This window comes from Clostridium sp. UBA5712, from assembly GCF_002419845.1.
In the GTDB taxonomy this organism is placed as follows: domain Bacteria; phylum Bacillota; class Clostridia; order Clostridiales; family Clostridiaceae; genus Clostridium_J; species Clostridium_J sulfidigenes.
Genome location: NZ_DIGW01000007.1, coordinates 91,638 through 112,172 on the forward strand (window position 1 = coordinate 91,638; position 20,535 = coordinate 112,172).

The window sequence follows — 20,535 nt, forward strand, 5'->3', positions numbered from 1 at the left end:
ATATGGAGGAAGAAATGAGCGGTATTACATATGATTATATGGAAAATTACTTAAGAGGTCTCATAGGAGATTCTAAAGGGATGTTAAAAGAGTTAGAAAATTTTGCAGAAGAAAATGCAGTGCCTATAGTTCAAAAGGAAACTGCTAGATTAATAGAGTTTATGATTAATTTAAAAAAACCTAAAAAGATACTTGAGCTTGGCACAGCAATAGGATACTCCTCCATTTTAATGTCCTTAGCATCGGAAAATAATGTTACTATAACTACCATTGAAAGAGATGAAAAAATGGTAACCATAGCAACTGAAAATATAAAAAAAGCAGGTTTAGATGAAAAGATATCAATAATACAAGGTGATTGTTTGGAAGTTCTTGAAGGATTAGATGATGAGTATGATCTGATTTTTATGGATGCAGGTAAAGGTCATTATAGTGAATTTTTACCTCATTGCATAAGAATGTTATCAAAGGATGGAATAATTATATCAGATAATGTATTATTTAGAGGTATGGTTGCATGTAAAGACTTGATGATAAGAAGAAAAATTACTATAGTAAAAAGAATGAAGAAATATATGGAAACAATCTCAAAGGATGAAAATTTACTTACAACAGTAATACCAATGGGAGATGGTATAGCACTGACAGTTAGGAGGAATGAAAATGAAAACACCGGAACTATTAGCTCCAGCAGGGAACTTGGAGAAGCTTAAAGCAGCATTAAATTTTGGAGCAGATGCAGTATATCTAGGTGGTAGCAAGTTAAATCTTAGAGCTTTTGCAGATAATTTTAGCAATGAAGAATTATTAGAAGGTATAGAATTTGCTCATTCAAAAGGTAAAAAAGTATATGTAACTTTAAATGTATTTCCACATAATGATGACTTAGATGGTTTAGAAGATTATCTGAAGGAATTATATGAAGCAGGAGTAGATGCAATTATAGTATCAGATCCTGGTATAATTTTGATGGCTAGAGAAACTGTACCAAATATGGAGTTGCATTTAAGTACTCAAGCAAATACTGTTAACTGGAAGACTTGTGAGTTTTGGCATAAGATGGGGGTAAAAAGAGTTGTTTTAGCTAGAGAATTATCCCTTGAAGAAATAAGAAAGGTACAAGAGAAAATACCTGAAACTATGGATTTAGAGATATTTGTTCATGGTTCTATGTGTATGGCATATTCAGGAAGATGTCTTATATCTAACTATATGGTAGGGAGAGATTCTAATAGAGGGTCTTGTGCGCAACCATGTAGATATAAATATCATCTAGTAGAGGAAAAACGTGAAGGAGAATATTATCCTATCATGGAAGATGATAAGGGAACATATATAATGAATTCTAAGGATTTATGTATGATTGAGCATATTCCAGAACTTATGGAAACTGGAGCACTGTCATTTAAAATAGAGGGTAGAATGAAGAGCACTTACTATGTGGCAAGTGTTGTTAAAGCTTATAGAGAAGCTATAGATGAATATATGAAGTCTCCAGAAGACTATAAGTTTAATCCAAGATGGTTAGAAGACTTAAATAAACCTAGTCATAGGCAATACTATACTGGATTCTATTTCAATGAAGAAAATAAACAAGTTCAAGATAGTTCAGCCTATGTAAGAAATTATGACATTATAGGTATAGTTAAGGATTATAATAAAGGAACAGGAATAGTTACAATTGAGCATAGAAATAAAGTAGTTGAAGGAGCTCAAGTAGAGGTTTTAAGACCAATAGGAGAAAATAAGCAAGTTGTTCTTAGAGACCTTCATGATGAAAAAGGAAATAAAATTGAGTCAGCACCTAGTGCAAAAATGATATATACGGCTAAAGTTAATGAAGAATTAGAAGAAAATGATATTATAATAAAGGCTAAGGAGGAAGTTTAATGAAACGTCCAGTTATAATAGGAATAACAGGTGGAACTGGTTCAGGGAAAAGTACCATAGCAAAGGAAATATGCAAAAGTTTTGATGGAAATTGCATAGCTATGATAGAACAGGATTGTTATTATAAGGACCAAAGCCATTTAACTATGGAGGACAGAGTAAAGACAAACTATGATCATCCATATGCCTTCGATACAGCCTTATTAGTAAATCATTTAAAATCTTTAATTGATGGTAAAGCTATTGAGAAGCCTCAGTATGATTTTGAGGTACATAATAGAAAAAAAGAAACTATAATGGTAGAACCAAGAGAAATAGTAATAGTAGAAGGAATACTTGTTCTTGAGGATGAATCTCTTAGAGATATGTTAGATATAAAAATATATGTAGATACTGATGCAGATGTAAGATTCATAAGAAGACTAGTAAGAGATCTTAATGAAAGAGGAAGAACTGTAGATTCAGTAATAACTCAATATTTAACTGTAGTTAAGCAGATGCATGAACAATTTACAGAGAATACTAAGAAGTATGCAGATATTATTATCCCAGAAGGTGGACATAATAAAGTAGCTATAGAAGTTATTAAAGGAAATATCCACCAGATATTAGCAAGACAAGAGTAATTATTACATAGGTCAGTATAATCAAATTTCAAAAATTTGGTATTAAACACCTTTCTTTAGTCAAAGATTATACTAAGGGAGGTGTTTTTATTGTTTCAAAAAAGTAATAAAGGACAGGTAGCTAAGAGAAATTATTACCTATTATCCATTATGATATTAATGTTTATAGGATTAATTATTAGGTTTATCTATGTTCAATTAATGGAGGGGCCTACACTTTCAGTATCTGCTAATGAACAATATTACTATGAAGAGGATATAAATAATATTAACTTTAAGTTGCTTGATCGAAATGACAATAATATTTTTGAAAGTACATTAAAATATTATATAGTGATAGATCCATTAACTTTTTATACATTAAATGAGGAAGCAGCTTTTATTTCAATGAAAAATGTATCCTATATACTGCGAAGTTTTAATAGAGATTATGATATTTCCTTATTACAATATGAAATTGAAAATGGAAATAAACAATATGAAATTGATAAAGAGTGTTATGAAAAGTTAAAAAATATAGAAGATGTAAGAGGGATGTATGTATACGAATATACTGAATATAAAAAGTATAATGATTGGAATATAAAGAATATACTAGCTAGTGGAGTAAAATATTCTGATAATTCAAAGCTGAAAGATGAGGGAACACTAGAAAGAGAAATATATGAATATATTAAGGATAATAAAAAAGAGCAATTAAAGCTTGAAAAGGATGTTAGTGGTAATATTATTAAAAAAGTATTTAGTGATATAAAAGGTAATAATAATGTAGCTACAACCCTAGATTATAATATTCAAAAAAAAGTAGAAGAGATTTTAAAAAGTAAAAATTATGAAGAGTACGGTCAAATTGGAGCAGTACTAATGGAAAGCACCACTGGGGATATATTATCAATGGCGCAGAAAAATGATAGTTTATCTAATGTAAATATTGGAATACCTAGTGGAAATGGTTTTTTACTTGGTTCTACCTTTAAAACTATACTATATGAAGCAGCTTTAGAAAATCAATTAATAGGAAGAGATGAAAAGTTCTATTTAAAGAAAATTTTCCCCAAAAGTATTGAAAAGCTAGGTTCATATAATATGGAGCAAGCATACATAGCATCATCTAATGATACTTTTGCTCAAATTGGATGGAAGGTTGGAATGGATAGAATATATGAATTATCTAATAGATTAGGGTTATTTAATAAGACGCTAAATCTTCAAGATGAGAAAAGTGGAACGATAGAAGGATATAAGGTAGAAAATAACTTAGATATCATTACTAATACATCTATAGGACAAACGGTGAGAACTACACCGCTAGCAGCATTATCCATTCCTAATACAGTAGTTAATGGTGGTAAATATATTAAACCTAAAATTATAAATAAAATAATAAGTGAAGAAGGAAAAATTTTAAAGAAGTATGAAAGTGAATCTATAGAGGTCTTCAGTGAAAGTACTGCTAATATAATTAAAAAAGGTATGATAGGTGTAGTAAATGATGAGCTTGGTACAGGAAGCAATGCTAAAATAGATAATATAGAAATCGGCGGCAAAACTGGTACTACTGAATATTTGAATGGAGATAAAAAGTGTTCTGATGGCTGGTTCGCAGGGTTTTTCAAATATGATAACAAGTATTATTCAATGGTTATATATTTACCACAGGTAGAAGAAAAAAGTGGTAGTAGTCAAATTGCATGTTCTGTATTTAAGGATATAGTAGAAAGTTTAACTCATAGTAATATTATGAAACTAAACTAAAGTTAGATTTTACATTGTATAATATAATATTCCTAAAATATAAAATTTTTCTTTGAAATAAATATTACCATATAGTCACTTTTCCCCTAAAGTAAACATATTATAATAATAAGCACTATTAGGGGGAGCATAAATGTTTTGCTTGAGTTGGTTATTGAATGTAATTAGCGAATATGCCTTACTTACAGGATATGTTTCAGGAAATAACTCTTTTCCACAGCCACTTACAGAAGTAGAAGAAAAAGAATATTTACAGAGATTAAAAGATGGAGATCCTGAAGCAAAGGGTGTCTTAGTTGAGAGAAATCTAAGATTGGTAGCACACATAGTAAAAAAATATTCATTTCCTGGGAAAGAAGTGGATGATTTAATATCAATTGGAACAGTAGGATTAATTAAGGCAATAGATTCATTTGATATGGATAAGGGAACTAGGTTAGCGACTTATGCTGCAAGATGTATAGAAAATGAGATTCTTATGCTTATTAGAAACAATAAGAAAATTAGAAGTGAAGTATACTTGCAAGATCCCATAGGTCTAGACAAAGAAGGAAATGAAATATCCCTTATGGACATATTAAGTAGTGATAAAGATTCCATTTTGGAGGTAGTGGAAAATAAGATACAAGTGAAAAAATTATATTGTATACTGCAAACATGTCTTCAAGAAAGAGAGAGAAGAATAATAGAAATGAGGTACGGGTTAATAGATGGGAAACCAAAAACACAAAGAGAGATAGCTTCAATATTAGGTATTTCAAGATCCTATGTATCTAGAATAGAAAAAAGAGCATTAAAGAAACTACTTAAAGAGTTAAATTTTGGAGAAGGCTAATAATATATATTAATTAATTATTTACTATATAATTATATTTATATTATAAAAGGTATTGATATGTATTGATTCATATATCTTTATGAATCAATACATATCATATTTTTTAGAAAACTTTAACTAATGTTAAAGAATTATATAAATATAAATATATTTAATACGATTATATAAATTGATATACTAATTAAAATTATAGTAAACTTAATGTAAAGTAGATAATTATAAATATAGCAATGTAGGTGGAAATGTATTTTATTATATGTAAGGAGATAAAAAATGGAACTAAAGGAACTTTTAAAATATGTGGTTGAAAATCAAGGTTCAGATTTGCATCTGTCTGTAGGAGCACCTCCTATTCTACGAAGAAATGGAGAATTATCAAATATAATAGAAGAAGTTTTATCTGAAGAAATAGTTAAGAAATATAGTAAGGAAATCCTTGGAGAAGATTACTTTATATATAATGAAATAGGGGAGAGAGATATACTATATACTCTACCGGATGTAGGCAGGTATAGGGTTAATGTATATAAAGAAAGAAGTTTTGATACTATTGCAATTAGAGTAATACCAGTAAAAGTTCCAACTCTAGAAGATTTAAATATGCCTACAATTATAAAGGAATTTACAAATAAAAAGGATGGTTTAATTCTTATAACTGGGCCAACTGGAAGTGGTAAGAGTACTACTATGGCAGCTATGATAAATGAGATAAATTCAAATAAAAAAACTCATATTGTGACTTTGGAGGATCCTATAGAGTATTTACATAATCATAAGAAGTCTCTAATTAATCAACGGGAAATAGGAAGGGATACGGAAAGCTATGATAGTGGGCTAAGAGCCATACTTAGAGAAGATCCAGATGTAATTTTAGTTGGAGAAATAAGAGATTTAGAAACTATGTCAGCAGTACTTCTGGCAGCAGAAACAGGACATCTAGTAATTTCTACATTACACACCATAAGTGCCTACAAAACAATTGATAGGATCATAAATTATTTTCCGTCAGAACAGCAATTAAGGATAAGAAATCAGCTTTCTACGGTGTTAAAAGGTATAGTATGTCAAAGATTATTTAAGAAGGTGGATGGTAGTGGAAGAGTTGCAGCTCTTGAGGTAATGGTTAATACCCCAGCAGTTCAAAATTTAATTAGAGAAGGGAAAATACATCAAATACCATCAACTATGGAAACTTCGTCAAAATATGGTATGCAGACTATGGAAATGGCTATAAGTAAAATTATAAGATATATTGATAAAGAAGAACTGTAAACAGAGTTCTTTGCTTCTTAGAAAACCTATAATATCAATGGTATAGGGAATTTAACTATTGTGTTTTTTTTAATTAAGTTTTATACTATAGATAGAATATAAATGATTAAATGGCGTATTTATAATATATTGAGATAATTTCGTTATTTACCTGTATATGGTAGTAAGGTATTATAGAGACTAGGCATTATATAAATATATTCTAAAAATATTCTGCTATTTTGAAGGAATTTCATTTTTCATGTTGAATATACCTTTGTACACTGTAAACTTCTTAGGGAGTAGAATGTGGGAGGAATATGTTATATGAATAATTACATTGTTGGAATAGATATAAGTTCTTCAAAGGTATGTGGAGTAGTTGGGAGATTAGACCAAGAAAACAAAATACAAGTTATGGGAATTACTACTTCAGATTATGAGGGAGTTAAGGATAATGTAATGTTGGATGAAGAGGATATTTCTTATATTTTACGCAATGTAGTAGAGCGTTTAAAGGAAATTGTAAATTCACCATTAGAAGAAGCATACTTATCTGTACCAATTTCTTTATGTGAAATCGTAAAGACTAAAGGTGTTTTGTCTTTCCCAGAAATGAAAGAGATTAGCAAAGAAGATATATTAAATGTGGGAGAAGTTGCAAAGTTTTGTGTTGGCAAGGAGCAAGAAATTGTCCAAGTTGATATTGAAGAATACATAGTTGATTCTATGAAGAATATTACTAATCCATTAGGAATGAAAGGGAAGGTACTAGAATCAGAAGGCAACGCATTTATACTAGGTAAAAAATATGTTGATGGATATAAAAAATGTTTAAAAGAAACTGGAATCGAGATAAAGGGATGGGTAGTTAATGCTATAGGTATAGGCAAGGATATAATTGAAGATCTTGAACTTGCCAAAGGTGTAGCAATTATCGATATTGGAAGTTCTAATATGGAAGTTACAGTTTTTAAGAATAATAGATTCTTAGATTACTTTTCAGTACCCTTAGGTGGTAATAATATTACAAATGATATTTCTATTTGCCTAAAGTTATCATTACAAGATAGTGAGAGATTAAAATTTAAATGTAATACTTTATTGAACGATAATTCAACTGAAAGTCATAAAATAAAGATTAATACTAGTGGAAATAGTATAGTGGAAATTAATTATGAAATGTTAGTAGATATAATAGGTGAAAGAGTTAAAGAACTACTTGAAATAATAAATAAGCGCATTGAAAAAGAGCAATTAAGTGATCAAATTGGCAGTTTCGTAATTGTTGGAGGTGGAATATCTTTATTTAGAGATATTACGACTATAGCTTCAGAAATATTAGGAAAGCCAGTTAGAATAGGTGTTCCAAATTATGTTGGAGCAGCAAACCCAATATATTCAACAGCTACAGGAATCATAAGAGATGTTTTAAGTAAAGAAGAAATATTTAATAAAGAAAAAAGTTCCTGTGAAAGTTGTAATGAAAAGTTGAGTAGTAGCAATAATAGAAGTAAAGAAAATAAGTTTATAGCAAGACTAAAAGGAATTCTAAAGAGTTTTTCTAATGAGGAGGTAATAAAGTGATTGATTTCGATGTTCAAAATGATGATTTATGTAAAATTAAAGTTGTAGGTTGTGGTGGCGGTGGAAACAACGCTGTAAATAGAATGATTGAAGAAGGACTTAAAAATGTTGAATTCATAGGTATTAATACAGATAAACAAGCATTAGTTTTATCTAAGGCTGAGTTTAAAATCCAATTAGGAGACAAGCTTACTAGAGGCTTAGGTGCAGGTGCAAATCCCGAAATAGGAAGAAAAGCAGCAGAAGAAAGTAAGGAAGAAATAATTGAAGCATTAAAAGGTGCAGATATGGTATTTGTTACTTGTGGAATGGGTGGAGGAACTGGTACAGGAGCTGCACCAGTAGTAGCAGAAATAGCTAAATCTATGGGGATTTTAACTGTAGGTGTTGTAACTAAACCGTTCCCTTTTGAAGGAAGAAAAAGAATGATTCATGCAGAAGCTGGAATTAAGGCTTTAAAGGAATCAGTTGATACATTAGTAACAATTCCAAATGAAAGATTATTATCTCTTGTGGATAAAAAAACTACTCTTGTAGAATCTTTTAGAAAAGCAGATGATGTTTTAAAACAAGGTGTACAAGGTATTTCTGACTTAATAACTATACCAGGATTAATTAACTTGGACTTTGCAGATATAAGCACTATTATGGTTAATAAAGGACTTGCTCATATGGGAGTAGGTGTTGGAACTGGCGATAATAGAGCGCAAGATGCTGCAAGAGAAGCAATAGCAAGCCCACTTTTAGAAACTTCAATTATAGGAGCAACTGGAGTACTTTTAAATGTTACTGGGGGATCTGATTTGTCTTTGTTAGAAATTAATGAAGCTGCACAAATAGTACAGGAAGAAGCTGATCCAGATGCAAATATTATATTTGGTGCTGTAATTGATGAGAGCTTAAATGATGAGATAAGAATAACAGTTATTGCTACTGGATTTGATTGTGAAAAAGCTAAAATGGAAAGTGGAGTAAGCTTTGACTCTATTAAAAGTCAGAGTCCTAAATCAGAGGTAGCAGCAACTCAATCAAGTGAAACTACTACACCTTCTAAAGAGGAAAGTGAAGATTTTACAGTTCCTACATGGCTAAGAAAAAGCATGAGATAATATAAGATTATTATATATTTTATTAAGAGACTATTGCAAAATGATTTTTAATCATTTTGCAATAGTCTCTTCTTATTTAAATTTTAAAAATTCCATGTAAAGGCTGATTTAGAATGAAAGGTATTCTATTTCAGCCCTTTATTATTTCAGGGACTTTTGTTTAAATTACACAGTTTACTTTTTAACAGATACTTAATTTAAAAAAAAAATCGTAAAATGACATAATTTTCTAGTAATAATATGAAATTTTACCATACAATTTTACAAATTTTACCGTAAGTAACCTATATAATAATCTTTAAGGGGGTAAATAAAATGGTAGTGTACTTAGATATGCTTTTGTTAGAAAATTTTTTAGTGAATTTATTTTTATTAACAATAACTATGCAAACTATAAAAAAGAAGGTTTTAATGAGTAGGTTAATGCTAAGTTCAGCTATTGGTGCTTCATATGTTTTTGCTATACTTATTCCTAGGCTACAGTTTTTTACATCTACGCCCTTTAAAATAGTAGTAGCTCTACTGATGATGACGATATCTATTAAAGATAAAAGTATGGGTGAAGTATTAAAAGCTACGGGAATATTTATATTGTATTCTGTGCTTCTTGCAGGAATGTCTTTTTATATAGCCATAAAGGATAATCCATCTTTATCATCAAGTGCTATGATATATAATTTTTCCTATAAAAATCTTATATTGTCTTTAATGATTATTTATATGTTAATTTATAAGTTGACTGTATATGTAAAAGATAGACGCTCATTAATTAATTATGTATATACTACTGAAATATGTATCGATAATGTGAAGACTATAATAAAAGCCTTTTTAGATACAGGTAATGAACTTAGAGAGCCAGCAACAAATTTGCCTGTAATAATTGTAGAAAGGAAGTTTTTCAAAGATTTAAATTTAAAGAACCATAGCATATATAACATTCCTTATTCTGTGGTAAGTGGATGTAATGGAAAACTTATTGGAATTAGACCAGATAGTGTGAAGATAAACATTAACGGAAATATAAAAGAGGAAAGTTTGATATTGGCATTTTGTGATAATAAGCTTAGTAAACATAGTGATTATAATGGACTTTTACCAAGGGGGATTATAGAATAGGAGGAATTTTTATGAATAAAATATCAAAAAAATTTTTAGAAGTGAGAAATGGGTTGCAAAGCATACTAAGTAGATTTTTAAGTAAGTTTAAAGGCTTTGCAAAATCAATTTACTACATAGGGGGAAATGATGCATTACCACCACCATTGACTAAAGAAGAAGAGGAAGTATTGGTAGAAAACCTAGAAATGGGAGATGAAAGCATAAGATCCATATTAATTGAACGTAACTTAAGATTGGTAGTTTATATAGCAAGAAAATTTGAAAATACAGGAGTAAATGTAGAGGATTTAATATCAGTAGGTACTATAGGACTTATAAAAGCCGTAAACACTTTTGCACCAGAAAAGAAGATTAAATTAGCAACCTATTCTTCTAGATGTATAGAAAATGAAATACTTATGTATCTAAGAAGAAATAATAAGATAAAAACAGAAATATCTTTTTATGAGCCATTAAATATTGATTGGGATGGAAATGAACTGTTATTATCAGATATATTAGGAACTGATAGTAATGTAGTATATAACTATATAGAAGAAGAAGTAGATAAACAACTTCTTGGAATTGCTATGGATAAATTAAATAGTAGGGAAAAAGAAATAATAGAGTTGAGATTTGGACTAAATGGAATTACAGAAAAAACCCAGAAGGAAGTTGCGGATATGCTTGGTATATCTCAATCCTACATTTCTAGATTGGAAAAAAGAATAATTAAGAGACTTAAAAAAGAAATTAATAAAATGTTATAAGGTTGTCTTTAGTATAAAAAAGCTACATCAGGAAATAATTTTAATGTAATTATTCTGAAGGGAATGAGACCTTATGATGATTAATAAAGTAGAAATTTGTGGAGTGAATACTTCGAAACTACCTGTATTAAAAGAGAAGGAAATGAGGGAACTACTAATCAAGATAAAGCAAGGTGATAAGGGCTGTAGAGAGGATTTTATAAAAGGAAATCTAAGGTTAGTATTAAGTGTAATTCAAAGATTTAATAACAGAGGGGAAAATGTAGATGACTTATTTCAAGTAGGTTGCATAGGTCTAATGAAGGCTATTGACAATTTTGATTTAAGTCAGAATGTTAGATTTTCCACTTATGCAGTACCGATGATAATTGGAGAAATTAGAAGATACCTTCGGGATAATAACTCTATTAGAGTAAGTAGATCTTTAAGAGATATTGCTTATAAGGCATTACAAGTGAGAGATAAGCTTGTTAACAAAGATAATAAAGAGCCAACTATCTCTCAAATTGCAAAAGAACTAGAAATGCCTAAAGAGGAGATAGTATTTGCACTAGATGCAATTCAAGACCCCATTTCATTATTTGAACCTATTTACCATGATGGTGGAGATGCCATATTTGTTATGGATCAAATTAGTGATAGTAAGAATTTAGATGATGGATGGCTTGAAAATATATCAATAAAAGAAGGTATGAAAAAGCTTACAGATAGGGAAAAACTAATCTTAAACTTAAGATTTTTTCAAGGAAGAACCCAAATGGAGGTTGCTGATGAAATTGGAATATCTCAAGCTCAGGTTTCGAGATTGGAAAAGACAGCACTTAAACATATGAGGAAACATGTGTAATATGCTTATTTACAGGTAGGTAGCTTATTTTAGAATTAAAACTAGTTGCAATAGTTTATGTAATGAAATCATATTGTATTAAAATTCATTGCAATGAGGTTAAAATTAAAAAATTATAACTCTACAAAAAGGAGCCTAGGCTCCTTTTTGCTTTATAGCTTATTATAGATTTAGAATATGTGGATAATTTGATATGAGCCTTTGTATGAAAATAAACATTTATATCTTATACAATATATTGAATAGGTAAGCTTAAAATTATGAAAATTTCAAATTGAGTAAAATTTGATTAAAAGATAGCTGTTCTGTTAAAATATTTTTAGGGGAGATATTATTTAACTTATGTATTAAATTTTTTTGAATTTATCATACTCATGGATAAAAATAGTATGTTTGTAATTTATTAACGAAATAGATTATTATAGGATAAGTTATTTGAGCAGATTTTAGTAATTCTGAAATATTGGATGAAGTTAAGTATATATTTGAAATTGAGGTGATGGAATAGTGGAAGGCGAAAGGATAAAGGAAATAATGATCCAGAGAAAAAATATGAAGTATAGATTAGTTTTTCAAGGAATTATTGTAGGTTTAGTAACAGGAGTAGTAATAGTACTTAATAGGATACTAATAAATAAATTCTCGCTACTTTTTAATAATTTTTATTCATGGGGAAATAAGGATTTATTAAAAGCGATTTTAGTTATTGGAATTTTAGCAACTATTGGAATAATAGTAGGAATCATGGTTAAACATGAAGGCATGATTTCAGGTAGCGGTATTCCTCAAGTAAAAGGACGAGTTATAAATAAATTAAAAATGAATTGGTCTAGAATATTAATATACAAGTTTATTGGAGGATTTTTAGCTTTGTCAGCTGGGCTTTCTGTTGGTAGAGAAGGTCCTTCAGTTCAAATTGGAGCTTCAATAGGTGAAGGAGTTGGAGAAAAAAGTTATAAAAATATGCCAGTTAAAAAGGAATTTTTAATAACAGCTGGAGCGTCGGCAGGTTTGTCTGCTGCATTTAATTCACCTTTATCTGGAATAATCTTTGCATTAGAAGAAATTCATAGAAATTTTTCTCCATTAGTATTATTGACGGTTATGCCGGCGGCTATAACTGCAGATTTTGTGACAAAAAGATTTTTAGGCATTGAGCCAGCTTTAACTGTGGGTGCAATGGATGCATTACCATTAAATTATTATTGGATTTTAATTATATTAGGTATTTTAACAGGAATAATGGGAGTTATATTTTCAAAGGGAATATATTTATTTCAAGATTTATATTCTAAATTTAAAAATATACCTGAAGAAGTAAAAATAATGATCCCCTTTGTACTAACAGCAATTATTGGATTGACAGTACCTATGTTATTAGGTGGAGGTCATGAGCTGATATTACATTTATCTTTAGAAGAAAAATCAATCTTATTTTTAATAATAATATACATAATTAAATTTTTATTACTTTTAATTTGTTTTGGATCTGGGGTACCAGGTGGGATATTCTTACCAATGTTATTATTAGGAGCAATTATAGGAGCTATAGTTGGAAGTTTTTCAATAGATGTTTTTGGAATAAATAGCTCATATATTATTAACTTTATAGCTTTAGGTATGGCAGGATATTTTGCATCTGTAGTCAAAGCTCCTATAACGGGAATTGTTCTTATAATGGAAATGACAGGTTCTTTTAATCATTTGTTGTCTTTATCAGTAGTAGTTATAATTTCATACATTACTTCAGAGTTGTTAAAAAATGAACCAATTTATGAGGTGCTATTAGAAAGATTGCTAAAAAGGGTTGGATTAACTAAAGAGGAAAGTGACAGTAAAAAGACCATATTAGAATTTTGCATTGAAATGGGAAGTATAGGTGAAGGGAAATTTATAAGTGAGGTTGATTGGCCGAAGGGCTGTCTTCTTGTCTCTATAAAAAGAGGAGAAAAAGAAATAATACCAACAGGTAATGTAAAATTAATAGGTGGAGATTATATAGTTGTTTTAGTAAATGTAGATAGACGATGTTTTATAATAGAAGAAATAAATAAACTTACTTTAGTATAAAAAATAGAGCCTAGGCTCTTTTTTTATGTTCTATATTATTTTAAAGAGAATATAGATTAAATGATATAAAATTTAAGGAGGGAGTTTTTCTATGGAAACTTCAATGTTTGCAATAAATAGTTTAAAAACTATGGAGATAATAGATATTAACACAGGTACTAAACTTGGCTATATAAAAGATTTTAAAGTTAATTGTGAAGAATATAAATTAGAAGCAATAATACTTCCAACACAAAAATCAGGATGGTTTTCAAAAAATGAAGATATAGAATTGCCTTGGGAGAGAATTAAAAAAATTGGAGTAGATGTTATTTTAGTAGATGGAGAGGGTATTGTTGAAAATAATTAGGAGAAAATAATTAATTATATACAAATAGTGAATACTTTGTGTATAATCGTAGTATAAACAGAAAAAACTTAGAGGATGTGATTATAGTGAAGTGTCCTTATTGCAATGGAGAAGAAAGTAAGGTTGTAGATTCTAGAGCAACAGAAGATGATGGTGCAATTAGACGTAGAAGAGAATGTCTTAATTGCAATAAAAGATATACTACCTATGAAAAAATAGAGGATATACAAATATTTGTTATAAAAAGAAATTTAACTAGAGAGTTATTTAATAGGGATAAAATCATAAGTGGTGTTATCAGAGCCTGTGAGAAAAGACCTGTATCGAGATTAGAGATAGAAAACTTAGTAAATTCTATTGAAAAAAGACTTAATAATACCATGACTAGTGAAATAAGATCTGAGGAAATAGGAGAATTAATATTGGAGAAATTAAGGTATATGGATGAAGTTGCTTATATAAGATTTGCATCTGTATATAGAAAGTTTGATGATATTAATAGCTTTATAGAAGAGATAAAGGGTTTAAGTGGTGATAAGTAATATGAGATCTTATAACATAGAAAATAATGAATTTCTAACCTATGATTTAGATGATATAACCATTGGATTTTCTACAGCAAAAAATAATTTAAACTTTAATAAAGCATTTAATGAAGGAAAGTCTAGTTTAAATAATTTAAAAAAGTGGTTTAAAGTAAATGAGGTTGTATATTTAAATCAAGTTCATGGAACTAAAGTATTTTCTTATGAAGAAAATATGGATATAGTAAACTATGATGGAGATGGTATTGTAACAAAAGAAAAACAGGTTGCTATTGGAGTATTTACAGCGGATTGTGTACCAATAATTTTAGTAGATACTAAAAATAAAGTAATAGCAGCTCTTCATAGTGGTTGGAAAGGAACTTTGAATAATATAGTTTCTAAAGGAATTAAAGTTATGAAAGAAAATTATGGGTGTAATCATAGCTATATTAAAGCTTTTATAGGACCTCATAATAAAAGCTGTTGCTATGAAGTAAGCCAGGAGCTTATAGATAATTTCAAGGATTGTGATTTATTTAAAAATCAACAGATTAATTATGGTAGAAATTTAGATTTACAAAAGTGTGTAGAGATACAGTTAATGAATGAAGGTATCAAAAATAATGATATAGTATGTTTAAATTTATGTACATACTGTAGCAAGGATAAAAAGTTATATTCATATAGAAAAGAAGAAGAATCTCATGGTAGGTTATTTTCCTTTGTATTTATCCATGAGTTTAAGGAGTGATATTTATGGAAAAAACAATATTAGTAGTTGATGATGAGGCACATATTCAGGAACTAATTAAATTTAATTTAACTAAGAATGGGTTTAAGGTTATAACTGCTGATAATGGAATTGATGCATTAAAAATAGCTGAAGATGAAAAACCAGATCTAATATTTTTAGACCTCATGTTACCGGGGATGGATGGGTTAGAAGTATGTAAGTCTATTAGAAAAAAATCATCTATAGAGTCTACACCAATAATTATGATTACAGCAAAAGGTGAGGAGTTAGACAAGATTTTGGGCTTAGAGTTAGGAGCAGATGATTATATAACAAAACCTTTTTCGGTGAGGGAACTAGTAGCTAGAGCTAAAGCTATATTAAGAAGAACGAGTTTTAAACAAGAAGACAATAGCTTTAAGTTTGGAGATATAAATATAGATTATCAAAAACATGAAGTATATAAAGGAAAAGAAAAAATAGAGCTTACATTAAAAGAGTTTGAACTTTTAGAAATACTGATAAAAAACAAAGGAAAAGTTATGACAAGAGATTTTCTTTTAGATAAGATATGGGGCTACGAATATGTAGGAGAAACTAGAACTGTAGATGTCCATGTGAGACATTTAAGACAGAAAATAGAAGATAATGACAAAAATCCAATTTATATTCAAACTATTAGAGGTATAGGATATAAATTTAATTCTGGGGACAGTTATGAAAGATAATTCACGAAGAACTATGAAAAAAAGACTAATGCTAAGTGTTTTTGCAGCATTAGTTTTTGTATTAGGATTTCTAACTACAGTATTTTATACAATAGTTACCTATGAAAGTGAAGAGAGTGCTAAAGAACAATTAAATGTTTATGCTTATTTAGTAAGTGAACAGTTACACAACATTGACCAGGCGAGTTTTTCTAATGTGGTAGATAAAATGAAAAATTTGAATATTAGAATTACTATTATAAATAGCAATGGCACTGCCCAATTTGATTCTTTAGGAAATGTGGAAAAATTAATAAATTATAATAATAAAGATGAAGTTATCATGGCTAAATCTAAAGGGGAAGGTACTGTTACTAGATATAGTGATAGGGAAGAAACGTATGTTATTTACTATGCTGTAGCTATAGAAGATGGTATAGTGGTTAGAGTTTCAACCCCTGTAAAAGCAACACATAAATTAAATGATACATATATAGTATGGTATGGAAGTGCTATAATTATAATGATTTTTATATCTCTTTGGATTGCCAATAAGTTATCCTATATAATTGTTAAACCAATTAGAGATTTAGATGTTATTACTTCTATGATCACTAATGGAAATTTAAGTAGAAGAATTAAAATTACCACCAATGATGAGCTTGGTAAGTTAGCTTTGAACTTTAATCATATGGCTGATAGACTTGAAAGTAGCTTACATGAGGTAAGTGAAAAGCAAAATAGACTTTCAGCAATTCTTCAAAGTATGGAAAGTGGCGTAATTGCTATAGATAATAGTCACAATATAATAATGATAAACAACTATGCAAAGAAAATTTTTAATATTAAAGAAGATGTAGTAGGCAATCCAGTTGAAAATATATGTAAAGAAGTGAATTTAAAATTTATATTTTCTATGAGAGATAGAGATATTAAAGAGTTTAAGTTAAGTGCTCCTACTATAAAATTTCTTAGGGTTAGAACCGCAGATATTATAGTTCATAATCATCAGCATATTGGAGCAGTAGCAGTAATACAAGATATTTCTGACTTGAAAAAGCTAGAAAATATGAGAACTGAATTTGTGGCTAATGTATCCCATGAACTTAAAACTCCGCTTACATCTATAAGAGGTTTTGCTGAGACTTTAAAAGAGGTTGATGATGATGAGACTAAGAAAAAATTTTTAACTATAATAAATGAAGAAGCAGAAAGACTTACAACACTTATATCAGATATACTATTGTTATCACAAATTGAGCATAAACAAGAATTTAAGAAAGAAGTATTTAATGTAAATAAAGCTATAGAGGATGTTTTTTATTTAATGAAGAATACTGGTGAACAAAAGCAGGTGCATGTAAGTATAGTTGGAGATGAGATACCTAATATTCTAGGAGATAAGGATAAATTTAAACAAATGCTTATAAATCTAGTAGATAATGCAATAAAATATAGTGAAGCCTTTGATACAGTAGTAATAACAAAGATAATTTATGATACCTACTTTAAAGTTATTGTAGAAGATAGTGGTATGGGAATTGCAAAAGAATATATACCAAGACTTTTCGAAAGATTTTATAGGGTGGATAAAGCTAGATCTAGGGCAAAGGGTGGAACAGGATTAGGTCTTGCTATAGTTAAACATATAATTATTGGTTTTAATGGTAGTATAGATGTAGAAAGTACTTTAGGCGTTGGTACAAAATTTATTATTACAATTCCATATCATATAGAAAAATAGAATAATTAAGATAAGATATTCATAAAAGACTAGAGAGAAAATAAAATGTACCCTTTGTCAAGGACAGTTTTAAAAAAGACTAGGCGGTACTAAGAAGATGATTTCTGTATTTTACAGGAGTCATCTTTTTTAAATTCCATTGACCTCTATAATTATTGTAGTAATCCATATATTCATCAATTTCTTCCAAGAGTTCAGCAAATGTATTACAATTTTTAATATTTGTTTTGTCCTTAAGATGTCCAAAGAATGACTCCTGCGGAGCATTATCCCAGCAGTTACCTCGTCTAGACATAGATTGTCCTATATTATACTTTTTAAGCAATTTCTGAAATATGGGACTAGTGTAATGTGCTCCTTGATCTGAATGAATAAATGAATCTGAAGATATTAAATAGTTATTTGATGAAACCAATTTTTCAATAGTTTCAGTCACAATATCTATTTTTAGACTTTTAGATATATTATAGGTTAATAATTCATTGGTTGAACCATCTAAAACGGTTGACAAATAAGCCCTTTGACCATTTTTATAAAATAGATATGTTATATCAGTAAGTAATACCTTTCCAGGGACTTCTTGCTTCAATTCTCTATTTAGTAAGTTTGGTAGGACTGAATGTTCTTTGGTGGCTTTCATCATTCTTCTATATGGGTTAGCTTTTCTATGTGGGCATATGATATCATATTTATCCATGATTCTTCTAATACGCTTTAGATTATATTGCATATTAAACTGATTTTCTAAAGTCATTTTAATTTGTTTAGCACCCTTTTCACGATTCTTAAATTTAAATGCTAATAATACATTGTTATAACTCTCCAAATCACGCTCTTCGCGTGCTATACGATTAGTATGCGCTTTCATAGAAAAGTAATTATAATATCCAGAACGAGAAACATTTGATATTTTACATAAATAACTAACCATATTTTAAAGTTTATATTTATCAATAACTGACTTTATGATGAGATATTTTTCTTGCGTCAGCAACTTTATTTTTGGGTTTTCACACCCCTTTCTAACATCTCTAACTTTTTTAAAAGTTCATTTTCTGCTTCTAATAATTTAATTTTAGCCTGTAATTTTTCATATTTTTCTTCAATGGATAAATTACATTCACTAGTCCTTCCACTATTGAATTTCCTTGTATCTTGCAGCTGTGCAATTCCATTCTTTCGAAAAGCCGCACGTCATCTTTTACCTGATGATCGAATACGACTTTCTCCAATAATTTCTATATCAAAGCCATATTCTTCGAATATTTGTCTTGGAAACTTTCCGCGTTCATTTTCACTAATAAATATTCTTTTAAACTCATCCGAGTATGTAAATCCTTTCATACTAACCTTTTTAACATATTTATTTTTAGATAAAATCTCTATTTGACATTCAGTAAATAATTTTTTGCTCATTATATTTCTCCTAATGTAAACTCCTCTTTATTTCATTATACATAAAAGTACCCTACGGGATAGACTTTTTTTAGTGTCTATCCTATAGGGTACATTTTAAAATTCTCTAGTCTTTTTCTTATGAAGTTAAGAGCTTTGTTTATGTTAAGTATTATTAACCTAAGTAAAGTTTTTTTAATATATGGATAATAATAGCTTAACTAAGAAAGGATATAATCAATATTGTAAGATAAATAAAAAAACAAATTGGAGGGGAATTTAAATGAAAAAGAAGTCAATAAAATTATTAATAGCAGGAATAGTTGCAACAATGACCATGGGATTATTAGTAGGTTGTGGCGGAAAGGATACTTCCAATTCAAATAATAGCGGTAATAATACTAGTGATAATAAAGCAAAAGCAATAACTATTAAAATATCAGGTTCAACTTCTGTAGGGCCATTAATGGAAAAGGAAGCAGAGAGTTACAAAGATGAAAATCCAAATGTTACTGTAGAGGTTCAACAAATAGGATCTTCAGCAGGAATAAAAAATGCTGTAGAAGGTATTAGTGAAATAGGTATGGCTTCACGTGAGTTAAAAGATGAAGAAAAATCAGAACTTGCTGAAACAGTAATTGCTTATGATGGAATAGCCTTAGTAGTCCATCCATCAAATAAAGCAGAAAACTTAACTATGAAACAAATTAAGGACATATATACAGGAGCTATAACTAACTGGAAGGAAGTTGGAGGAGTTGATGCCCCAATAGTGGTAGTTTCAAGGGAAGATGGTTCAGGAACTAGAGATGCGTTCCAAGAAATTGTAGGATATACTTCAGAAGAATTGGAGAAAAATGCAACTATAGCAGAAGGTAATGGAAGTGTTAAAACTACAGTTTCAACAAATAAAAATGCAATAGGATATATTTCTTTTGAACAATTAGATGATTCAATTAAGGATTTAAAAATAGAGGGAAGTGAAGCAACACCTGAAAAAGTATTAAGCAAAGAGTATAAATTATCAAGACCTTTCTTAGTAGTATATAAAGAAGATAAATTAACAAAGGATGGAAAACAATTTATTGACTACATTTTAAGTGAAAAAGGTCAAGGTATTGTTGGAGAAGCTGGTGGAATAAAAGTAAAATAGATAATTTATGCGCCACAATGGGTATAGACCTTTGAGAGAAAAATTATCTTAAAGGTCTATTGAATTAAAATTGGAGGTCAAAT

Annotated in this window: 18 protein-coding genes and 1 pseudogene; 18 read left to right on the plus strand and 1 reads right to left on the minus strand. The window is 29.1% G+C overall.

What is annotated here, in order from left to right; translation table 11 throughout:
- Positions 1–14: 14 nt before the first annotated feature.
- From B3B03_RS02840 to B3B03_RS02920, 17 genes are all read left to right on the plus strand, one after another.
- Complete coding sequence (locus B3B03_RS02840; RefSeq protein WP_346876446.1) at positions 15–713, plus strand: O-methyltransferase; 699 nt, start codon at positions 15–17, stop codon at positions 711–713.
- Positions 664–1,890 carry a U32 family peptidase gene (locus B3B03_RS02845; protein ID WP_346848312.1) on the plus strand — a complete coding sequence of 409 codons (1,227 nt, stop codon included), beginning with the start codon at positions 664–666 and terminating at the stop codon, positions 1,888–1,890. The genes B3B03_RS02840 and B3B03_RS02845 overlap by 50 nt, the downstream gene beginning before the upstream one ends.
- Entirely contained in the window at positions 1,890–2,516 is a 627-nt protein-coding gene (gene udk, locus B3B03_RS02850) for a uridine kinase (protein WP_346848313.1), read from the plus strand. The genes B3B03_RS02845 and udk overlap by 1 nt, the downstream gene beginning before the upstream one ends.
- 90 nt (positions 2,517–2,606) lie before the next feature.
- Positions 2,607–4,271, plus strand: a complete 1,665-nt coding sequence (locus B3B03_RS02855) for a penicillin-binding transpeptidase domain-containing protein (RefSeq protein ID WP_346876447.1) — start codon at positions 2,607–2,609, stop codon at positions 4,269–4,271.
- Positions 4,272–4,404: 133 nt separating this feature from the next.
- On the plus strand, positions 4,405–5,106 hold the full coding sequence (gene sigK / locus B3B03_RS02860; RefSeq protein WP_035133266.1) for an RNA polymerase sporulation sigma factor SigK: 702 nt from the start codon (positions 4,405–4,407) through the stop codon (positions 5,104–5,106).
- 276 nt (positions 5,107–5,382) lie between these two features.
- Positions 5,383–6,381: a type IV pilus twitching motility protein PilT gene (locus B3B03_RS02865; protein WP_346876448.1), complete on the plus strand. Its 999-nt coding sequence runs from the start codon at positions 5,383–5,385 to the stop codon at positions 6,379–6,381.
- A 306-nt stretch (positions 6,382–6,687) separates the two neighbouring features.
- A complete protein-coding gene (gene ftsA, locus B3B03_RS02870; protein WP_346876449.1) occupies positions 6,688–7,947 on the plus strand; it encodes a cell division protein FtsA in 1,260 nt (419 codons plus the stop codon).
- The gene (ftsZ, locus tag B3B03_RS02875) at positions 7,944–9,056 is read left to right on the plus strand and encodes a cell division protein FtsZ (RefSeq protein ID WP_346876450.1); all 1,113 of its coding nucleotides are present in this window, start codon (positions 7,944–7,946) and stop codon (positions 9,054–9,056) included. Before ftsA ends, ftsZ begins: the two co-directional genes overlap by 4 nt.
- A gap of 315 nt (positions 9,057–9,371) precedes the next feature.
- A complete protein-coding gene (spoIIGA, locus tag B3B03_RS02880; protein ID WP_346876451.1) occupies positions 9,372–10,175 on the plus strand; it encodes a sigma-E processing peptidase SpoIIGA in 804 nt (267 codons plus the stop codon).
- Between the two features lie 11 nt (positions 10,176–10,186).
- Positions 10,187–10,927, plus strand: coding sequence for an RNA polymerase sporulation sigma factor SigE (sigE, locus tag B3B03_RS02885; RefSeq protein WP_346848319.1), 741 nt, complete (start codon positions 10,187–10,189; stop codon positions 10,925–10,927).
- 73 nt (positions 10,928–11,000) lie between these two features.
- Entirely contained in the window at positions 11,001–11,774 is a 774-nt protein-coding gene (gene sigG, locus B3B03_RS02890) for an RNA polymerase sporulation sigma factor SigG (protein ID WP_035132671.1), read from the plus strand.
- Positions 11,775–12,281: 507 nt separating this feature from the next.
- A complete protein-coding gene (locus B3B03_RS02895; RefSeq protein WP_414632445.1) occupies positions 12,282–13,844 on the plus strand; it encodes a ClC family H(+)/Cl(-) exchange transporter in 1,563 nt (520 codons plus the stop codon).
- Between the two features lie 91 nt (positions 13,845–13,935).
- Positions 13,936–14,193 (plus strand): YlmC/YmxH family sporulation protein, encoded by a 258-nt coding sequence (locus B3B03_RS02900; protein WP_346848320.1) that lies wholly within the window; start codon positions 13,936–13,938, stop codon positions 14,191–14,193.
- A gap of 86 nt (positions 14,194–14,279) precedes the next feature.
- Complete coding sequence (nrdR, locus tag B3B03_RS02905) at positions 14,280–14,735, plus strand: transcriptional regulator NrdR (protein WP_035132824.1); 456 nt, start codon at positions 14,280–14,282, stop codon at positions 14,733–14,735.
- A 1-nt stretch (position 14,736) separates the two neighbouring features.
- Entirely contained in the window at positions 14,737–15,471 is a 735-nt protein-coding gene (gene pgeF / locus B3B03_RS02910) for a peptidoglycan editing factor PgeF (protein ID WP_346848321.1), read from the plus strand.
- Positions 15,471–16,181 (plus strand): response regulator, encoded by a 711-nt coding sequence (locus tag B3B03_RS02915; protein WP_278245238.1) that lies wholly within the window; start codon positions 15,471–15,473, stop codon positions 16,179–16,181. Before pgeF ends, B3B03_RS02915 begins: the two co-directional genes overlap by 1 nt.
- Positions 16,171–17,904, plus strand: coding sequence for a HAMP domain-containing sensor histidine kinase (locus tag B3B03_RS02920; protein ID WP_051824030.1), 1,734 nt, complete (start codon positions 16,171–16,173; stop codon positions 17,902–17,904). The genes B3B03_RS02915 and B3B03_RS02920 overlap by 11 nt, the downstream gene beginning before the upstream one ends.
- Positions 17,905–17,983: 79 nt before the next feature.
- Here the strand turns inward: B3B03_RS02920 and B3B03_RS02925 are convergent.
- Positions 17,984–19,320, minus strand: a pseudogene (locus B3B03_RS02925) (IS3 family transposase).
- A 262-nt stretch (positions 19,321–19,582) separates the two neighbouring features.
- Between B3B03_RS02925 and B3B03_RS02930 the strand changes: the two are divergent.
- On the plus strand, positions 19,583–20,452 hold the full coding sequence (locus B3B03_RS02930; RefSeq protein ID WP_346876453.1) for a phosphate ABC transporter substrate-binding protein: 870 nt from the start codon (positions 19,583–19,585) through the stop codon (positions 20,450–20,452).
- Positions 20,453–20,535 lie beyond the last annotated feature (83 nt).

What these genes read in the sequence shown, in the direction of transcription:
- sigK (WP_035133266.1), top strand. Translation starts at nt 4,405, where the DNA reads ATGTTTTGCTTGAGTTGGTTATTGAATGTAATTAGCGAATATGCCTTA.
- spoIIGA (WP_346876451.1), top strand. Translation starts at nt 9,372, where the DNA reads ATGGTAGTGTACTTAGATATGCTTTTGTTAGAAAATTTTTTAGTGAAT.
- udk (WP_346848313.1), top strand. Translation starts at nt 1,890, where the DNA reads ATGAAACGTCCAGTTATAATAGGAATAACAGGTGGAACTGGTTCAGGG.
- pgeF (WP_346848321.1), top strand. Translation starts at nt 14,737, where the DNA reads ATGAGATCTTATAACATAGAAAATAATGAATTTCTAACCTATGATTTA.
- ftsA (WP_346876449.1), top strand. Translation starts at nt 6,688, where the DNA reads ATGAATAATTACATTGTTGGAATAGATATAAGTTCTTCAAAGGTATGT.
- B3B03_RS02930 (WP_346876453.1), top strand. Translation starts at nt 19,583, where the DNA reads ATGAAAAAGAAGTCAATAAAATTATTAATAGCAGGAATAGTTGCAACA.
- sigE (WP_346848319.1), top strand. Translation starts at nt 10,187, where the DNA reads ATGAATAAAATATCAAAAAAATTTTTAGAAGTGAGAAATGGGTTGCAA.
- sigG (WP_035132671.1), top strand. Translation starts at nt 11,001, where the DNA reads ATGATGATTAATAAAGTAGAAATTTGTGGAGTGAATACTTCGAAACTA.
- B3B03_RS02845 (WP_346848312.1), top strand. Translation starts at nt 664, where the DNA reads ATGAAAACACCGGAACTATTAGCTCCAGCAGGGAACTTGGAGAAGCTT.
- B3B03_RS02900 (WP_346848320.1), top strand. Translation starts at nt 13,936, where the DNA reads ATGGAAACTTCAATGTTTGCAATAAATAGTTTAAAAACTATGGAGATA.
- B3B03_RS02865 (WP_346876448.1), top strand. Translation starts at nt 5,383, where the DNA reads ATGGAACTAAAGGAACTTTTAAAATATGTGGTTGAAAATCAAGGTTCA.
- B3B03_RS02920 (WP_051824030.1), top strand. Translation starts at nt 16,171, where the DNA reads ATGAAAGATAATTCACGAAGAACTATGAAAAAAAGACTAATGCTAAGT.
- B3B03_RS02840 (WP_346876446.1), top strand. Translation starts at nt 15, where the DNA reads ATGAGCGGTATTACATATGATTATATGGAAAATTACTTAAGAGGTCTC.